This is a genomic window from Microvirga arabica (assembly GCF_016811235.1).
In the GTDB taxonomy this organism is placed as follows: domain Bacteria; phylum Pseudomonadota; class Alphaproteobacteria; order Rhizobiales; family Beijerinckiaceae; genus Microvirga; species Microvirga arabica.
In genome coordinates, this window is the sequence record NZ_JAFBID010000080.1 from 21,288 (window position 1) to 27,531 (window position 6,244).

Here is a 6,244-nt window from a genome sequence, read left to right on the forward strand (position 1 = left end):
AAGGTTTCCTTCAATGGATTGCCACCGATACGAAGTTCCCGCCCAGATTCAGTTACCTCATCAACCGCCGATGCGCTGCTTCTTCAACCTCGTCAGTAAGTTCGAAACGATCACCGATGACATCGGCATCGAAGTCGAGGATCTTGCGACCGCACGGTCGGAAGCCCTGAAGGCCATCCAGGAACTGCGATTGGAGAATGAGGGTGAAGATTGGCTCGGGTGGCGCCTGGAAGTTGTGAGCGCAACAGGAGGGCATCTTTATTCTGTTGATCTCTATAGCCCTGAGATCGAATGAGTGTTGCTGGATGAGGCTTGGGTACTGACAATCGATCTTAATCGAGACACAATCTGTAGGGTGGGGGCGAACAATGTATTCCGACGGGGAGGGCAGTGGGCAAGTTGACCCTGCACCTGGCAGTCTCTCGCAAGTGCCGACTGTATTGATGTGCAGTAGCCCGCTCACGCGGATCGGTCTGTCACATGTCTTGGCTGGGACTGGCTTTGCCATTCTTGAGGGTGACAGCTCCACAATTCTCCAGTCTCCAGCTCATCTCAAGCAGGTTGCACTGATCCTTATCCACCTGAGTTCACGGGAGGCATTGGAGTTCATCAGACCGCTGAAGACTGCAAACCCTGAAGCAAAAGTTGCGGTTTTGGCAGATCAGATTGATCTTGATGACATCGTCTTTGCTTTTAACGCTGGTGTGGATGGAATTGTGCTCTCGACCTCGGAGCGCCAAATCCTCATCAGGTGCCTTGAACTCGTGATGCTTGGGGAGCGGATATTTCCATCAGAAGTCGTTCTTTCCAGATACACGGAGATCTCTGCCCACGCTGAAGATCCGCATGTTCCAGAGACTGAGAGCGCTGCACCAGAACTGCCCTCGCAGATGGGGAAACTCTCTGATCGGGAGCTTGAGATCCTGAGTTGGTTGAAGGAAGGGGCACAGAACAAGGTCATTGCGCGAAATCTCTCTGTGACAGAGGGAACGATAAAGGTTCACGTGAAAGCGATCTTGAAAAAGCTCGGGGCGAAGAACCGCACTCAGGCCGCGATGATCGCGGCTCCCTACTTGCCGTAGATTGGTCAGGGCTCAGAATTCGATCCGGCCCTGAATAAAATCAGGCACTTAACCACAAACGTCTCGACCCAAATCTGGCCCGCGACCACTGCGATATCAGGCTTCAACGGAGCAGGCGCGGGAGATGAACAGGCTGAACACACACCTCTGTTGTGGCGTGGGCCGTCTGGCCAACATTTGGCGTTTGCCGGGTAGGACCTCTGCTGAGCCTTCATGAGCTGCCGCTAAGCTATGAGGAGGCGTCCGGTGGAACTTCAACGGTCAGTTGAGGCCACAGCATTTCTTGTATTTTTTGCCGGAGCCGCACGGGCATGGATCGTTGCGGCCGACTTTGCCAAAGGCCGGTGCCGGCGCAACTGGCTGGCCGGCAAGATGCTGGCTGACCCGCCAAGCGTTGAGGATCTCGACCCAGGCGGGAATGAGATCAGGCGCCTTTTCGGTCAGTTCCTGGACCTCCTGCTCGGCCAGATCGCTTTCGGCATGCGCAATATCGATGAGCATGACAAGACCGGTCAAGGCCATGCGCGCCTTCTCGTTGCCCTTGAGAACGGCTGCCCAGCTGTCTGGCCGTAGCTGCATGGCGGTTTCAAAGCCTTCGATCCAGAGTTCCCAGAGCGTTTCGTCATGCCGGGCATCGACTTCGAACACGGGCGCATAGCAGCCCGACTGCAGATCGTTGGCTGTGGCGTTGTAGTGCTCCATCACTAGCCCGACGAGCTGTTCGGCTTGGCGGGCGTTCTCGAAGACGGGTGCTGTCTCCTCGTCCCCACCCCAGACCAGCGGCAGCCACTCGCCCGGCATGATCAGATCAGGGCAGACAAGGATCCCCGCCAGAAAGCCATCGAGCTCACTGACCAGCATCCCATCACTGTCAGCGGGCAAGCTGGCCAGCTTTTTCTCAAGCAGCTTCAGACGGCGGGGGATGCTCTGCATACGGCCTCCGGCTCCAGGGCAGCAGTCACTGATGGGTTGATCGGGGCATTTGCGATTCAGGCCAGAGCGTCGCGCAGCCAGGCGTCCGAATCAAGGCCATTCACACGGTGTAGGCCTTCCTCACGCCGCCTCATCCGCCCCAGGTGAATGGGAGGAGTCGAAACTGTCAGGCGGGAGACGCGAGGGTCAACCCGCAGCGATCAGTGCCAGGTGTAAATCGGCCCAGGCCATCGATCATGCCGTCGAGCGATTTCGGCTGCACTTGTGCGACTGTCCTCGCGTCCGCTTTTGATGCTGTGGACGGCTCCCACCGAGCGGTGAGGTAGCATGGCTGCTTCGAGCAGCCAGCGACACAGGAGCAGCCCATGAGCACGGTCACCACCATTGGTCTGGACATCGCCAAGTCCGTCTTTCAGGTGCACGGCATCAGCGCCACGGGCGAGGTGCTGATCCGACGTCAGGTCAGGCGCGGGCAGGTGCTGAAGTTCTTTGCTTCGCTGTCACCTTGCCTGATCGGCATCGAGGCGTCCGCAAGCTCCCATCACTGGTCGCGTGAGTTGCAGAGCCTCGGCCATCAGGTGAAGCTCATGCCGCCAGCTTACGTTAAGCCGTATGTGAAGCGGCAGAAGAACGACATGGCGGACGCTGAGGCGATCTGCGAAGCGGTGACCCGGCCCACCATGCGCTTTGTCGAGACCAAGACGTGCGAGCAGCAGAGCATCCTGATGCTGCACCGGGTGCGGCTCATGCAGGTGCGGCAGAGAACCATGCTCACCAACGCCATCCGGGCGCACCTGGCGGAGTTCGGCGTGGTGGCGAAGATCGGCCGAGAGGGTGTTGATGAACTGCTGCTGATGGTGCGCGATGGCGATGAGCGTGTGCCTGAATTGGCTCGCGCTTGCGTCCTGGCGCTGGCAGAGCAGTTGGTGCTGGTCAAGCGCCAGATCCTGGAGATGGACCGGCGCATCACCGCCTGTCATCGGGCCAGCGAGGTCAGCCGCCGGCTTGCCGAGATCCCGGGCGTGGGTCCGTTGCTCGCCTCCGCCCTGGTAGCCCATGTGCCCAACCCAAGGGCTTTCTCCTCAGGTCGTAATCTCGCGGCCTGGATTGGACTGGTGCCCAAGCAGAACTCCAGTGGCGGTAAGGAACGGCTGGGCGGGGTGACCAAGCAGGGCAACCGCTACCTGCGCTCGCTGCTGACGGTGGGCGCGCTGGCGGTGATCCGCTTTGCCCAGCGGCATGGCACCTCCCGTCCCTGGATTGTGCAGTTGCTGGCGCGGCGGGCCACCAAGGTGGCGGCAGTGGCTCTGGCCAACAAGATGGCTCGCATGGTGTGGGCAATCATGGCCAGGGGCGAGCGCTATCGGGAGCCGGTGGTCGGGCAGGCAGCGTAATACCTCGTCGGAACACCTGACGAGATCGAGGTTGGGAAGGGCGAAAGGACGTTAATGCAGGATCCGGTCGAACCGGGAAGCGGGACACCCCACAAGTGCCAGAGCATCTTGGAATGCGAGCTTTTGGTCGGGACCCCTTCGCGGAGGGCATTATGGCCAGCGGTCATACGTACCGCACCAACAGGTCGAACACATGGCCGCACCGACCAGCCTTGCACAAACGTTCAACAAAACCCTTGCCAACGGGGAGCCGTCCACACATGGCATTGCGACGGATTGTTCAGTTTCTCACTTCCAGGCGCCCTTGCCATTGGAGCAGGGGCGCAGTGAGCCTACTCCTCCCCTAATGAAAGGACCCTTGGCCTGGTGACAAGCCAAGGGTCTTTGGGCTCAGTCGGTGAGATCTCCCCCGACAAGGGTTTCAGGGCCAGCCGCGACGCGGTTTCGCTCCAAAGGCTTACCAGATGCCGTCTCAGTTACTTTTTGCCGCCGTTGCCACCACCGTTGCTGTTCCCGTTCCCGTTTCCGCCATTGCCACCGCTGTTGCCGTTAGAGCCAGTGTCCGCATTGTTGCCAGGTGTTCCGCCAGAGTTGCCAGGAGCATCCTGTGCGCCGTTGCCGCCGCCGTTGTTCTGGCCACCCTTGCCACCGCTACCACCTGTGTCGGTGCCGCCGCTGTCTCCACCGGTGCTACCCGTGCCGCCACCGGTGCTGCCGCCGTCGGTGCTGCCGCCTCCGGTGTTCCCATCGCCGGTGCTTCCGCCAGTGCTACCGCCACTCGTACCACCCGTTCCGCCTGTACCACCACCAGTGTTCCCACCTGCGTCTCCACCCGTGTTGCCGCCGGTGTTCCCACCTGTGTTGCCGCCGGTGCTACCCGTACCACCTGTGCCGCCACTGGTGTTCCCGCCGGTGCTTCCGCCTGTGTCTCCACCAGTGTTCCCACCACCTGTGTTCCCGCCGGTACTACCGCCACCAGTGTTGCCGCCCGTGTTCCCATCCGTGCTGCCGCCCGTGTTTCCACCGCTGTTCCCGCCACCAACGTTCCCGCCTGTGTTCCCGCCACCGGCGCTGCCGCCACCCGTGTTGCCACCGCCGGTGCTACCACCACCCGTGTTCCCGCCACCGGTGTTGCCTGCACCGCCGCCGTTGCTCGCAGTGTTCTGTCCGCTGTCATTGTTGCTGGAGCAGCTGGCTAGTCCTGTGGCCGGATTGATCCAGCCGTCCTGGTGCAGGCACAGCGACTGAAACGGGGCGCGGGCTGCAGCTGGTGCCGGCAGGAAGCCCGACAGGGTTCCGGCACCGACCGCCGGGCTGGTGGCGCTGGTGTAGGCCACATCCGCCCGGTACTGCGCGCTACCGCGATGCTCAGCCTGCGGAAGAATTGTACAAGCGGATCCTGAGATGCTGACGAGTACAACGACTCCCGTAAAAGCAAGAGTGCGGGTGTGGGGCATGGTTCACCAGAGGCTAAAGAGTTCGCTTAGAACTTCTTCCTACGGTGCCGGCCGCCCAAAAGGCTAAACTTATAAAGGGATAGCGATGGTCTCTTTTTTTCCATGAGTATCCCTTTTGGGAGCGACATCACGGAAGGTGGCTCCCAAGATGTAGAACGGTGTCGCACGCCTGCCGAACAGCAGTACACTTTTGAGTAAGGTTTGAGCGATCCTGCATGGGAAAGCATATGCCAGGCTGCTTTGCCGGTTTCAGCAATGAGAGCACATCCGTGGCTCAGCCTATCGGCGCTGCCTCACACCGCCTTACATTTCAAGAAGAGCCATCTCTTCTGATTTTGCGCTCGGTCGGAAGGAACAATGAGCGGATCGCTTGATCACGGCATCTCTCCGATACGAAGTGCACGGATAGATCAAAAAGCAGTAGCATCGCCCTTCAAAGCAAATCGGGATTTTGTGCAGAGTTGATGCCCCTGCAATCAGCGGCTCATCGCAGCAACGCCAACGCACCGGTCTACAGGCGCAACATAAAATTTCGCATCACGCCTGCATCATCTACATCAACGCGTGCGTGCCTGGTTACGCCGTCAGCCCAAGTTCCAGGTACAAGAAAAATGGAGTTCCTCTAAGTCAAAGATGGCCCTCGCACTCACCCACTTGGGTTTCTTTATCATCTGAAAGATGTGGTCTCCTCCACGGAGAGAACCCGTGACGGCGGATCGCTTGGAGGCAGTCCACGGCCGCAGGGATTAGAGGTGTATGCGTCAGGGCTATTTGCCGCCCTGACGTTTTGTGAATAGACGGAGACAGGATCCCGCGAACTCAGCTCAAGGAAGGAGCTATGCTCTGCTGAGCGGCAGTGCCCTGACTGATACTCTCAGAAGGAGACCCTTGGCTCAGTGGCAAGCCAAGGATCTTTGGGCTCACAATCGGTGAGATCTCCTCCGAAAGGGGTTTAGGGCTAGCCGCGATGCGGGTCGTTCCGAAGGCTTGCCGGATGCTGTCTCAGTTACTTTTTGCCGCCGTTGCCGCCGCCATTGCCGTTGCCGTTGCCGTTGCCAGAGCCATTAGACGAAGAGCCGTCTGCATTGTTGCCAGGCGTTCCCCCGGAGTTGCCAGGGGCGTCCTGTTGGCCGTTGCCGCCGCCATTATTCTGACCACCCTTGCCACCCGTGTTCCCACCCGTGTTGCCGCCGGTGTCTCCACCCGTGTTGCCGCCGGTGTTCCCACCCGTGTTGCCGCCGGTGTCTCCACCCGTGTTCCCACCCGTGTTGCCGCCGGTGTTCCCACCCGTGTTGCCGCCGGTGTCTCCACCCGTGTTCCCACCCGTGTTGCCGCCGGTGTTCCCACCCGTGTTGCCGCCGGTGTCTCCACCCGTGTT

Annotated in this window: 6 protein-coding genes; 4 read left to right on the plus strand and 2 right to left on the minus strand. The window is 60.1% G+C overall.

The window, feature by feature from the left end; translation table 11 throughout:
* Nucleotides 1-13 precede the first annotated feature (13 nt).
* Complete coding sequence (locus JQC81_RS26620; protein WP_246520683.1) at nucleotides 14-295, plus strand: DUF6894 family protein; 282 nt, start codon at nucleotides 14-16, stop codon at nucleotides 293-295.
* Nucleotides 296-368: 73 nt separating this feature from the next.
* Nucleotides 369-1,082 (plus strand): LuxR C-terminal-related transcriptional regulator, encoded by a 714-nt coding sequence (locus tag JQC81_RS26625; protein ID WP_203274816.1) that lies wholly within the window; start codon nucleotides 369-371, stop codon nucleotides 1,080-1,082.
* A 261-nt stretch (nucleotides 1,083-1,343) separates the two neighbouring features.
* Here the strand turns inward: JQC81_RS26625 and JQC81_RS26630 are convergent, their stop codons facing one another.
* The gene (locus JQC81_RS26630; protein ID WP_203274817.1) at nucleotides 1,344-2,015 is read right to left on the minus strand and encodes a UPF0149 family protein; all 672 of its coding nucleotides are present in this window, start codon (nucleotides 2,013-2,015) and stop codon (nucleotides 1,344-1,346) included.
* Between the two features lie 365 nt (nucleotides 2,016-2,380).
* On the opposite strand from JQC81_RS26630, the gene JQC81_RS26635 reads away from it, so the two are divergent.
* Nucleotides 2,381-3,409, plus strand: coding sequence for an IS110 family RNA-guided transposase (locus JQC81_RS26635; RefSeq protein ID WP_203274818.1), 1,029 nt, complete (start codon nucleotides 2,381-2,383; stop codon nucleotides 3,407-3,409).
* A gap of 464 nt (nucleotides 3,410-3,873) precedes the next feature.
* Nucleotides 3,874-4,608 (plus strand): hypothetical protein, encoded by a 735-nt coding sequence (locus tag JQC81_RS26640; protein WP_203274819.1) that lies wholly within the window; start codon nucleotides 3,874-3,876, stop codon nucleotides 4,606-4,608.
* Between the two features lie 1,264 nt (nucleotides 4,609-5,872).
* Here JQC81_RS26640 and JQC81_RS26645 read toward each other — a convergent pair.
* The coding region (locus JQC81_RS26645) for a hypothetical protein (protein WP_203274820.1) at nucleotides 5,873-6,244 on the minus strand (372 nt) is incomplete at its 5' end.

Bases quoted from the DNA above. Each gene is read 5' to 3' on its own strand.
- JQC81_RS26620 (WP_246520683.1), top strand. From the start codon at position 14: ATGGATTGCCACCGATACGAAGTTCCCGCCCAGATTCAGTTACCTCAT.
- JQC81_RS26625 (WP_203274816.1), top strand. From the start codon at position 369: ATGTATTCCGACGGGGAGGGCAGTGGGCAAGTTGACCCTGCACCTGGC.
- JQC81_RS26630 (WP_203274817.1), bottom strand. From the start codon at position 2,015: ATGCAGAGCATCCCCCGCCGTCTGAAGCTGCTTGAGAAAAAGCTGGCC.
- JQC81_RS26635 (WP_203274818.1), top strand. From the start codon at position 2,381: ATGAGCACGGTCACCACCATTGGTCTGGACATCGCCAAGTCCGTCTTT.
- JQC81_RS26640 (WP_203274819.1), top strand. From the start codon at position 3,874: ATGCCGTCTCAGTTACTTTTTGCCGCCGTTGCCACCACCGTTGCTGTT.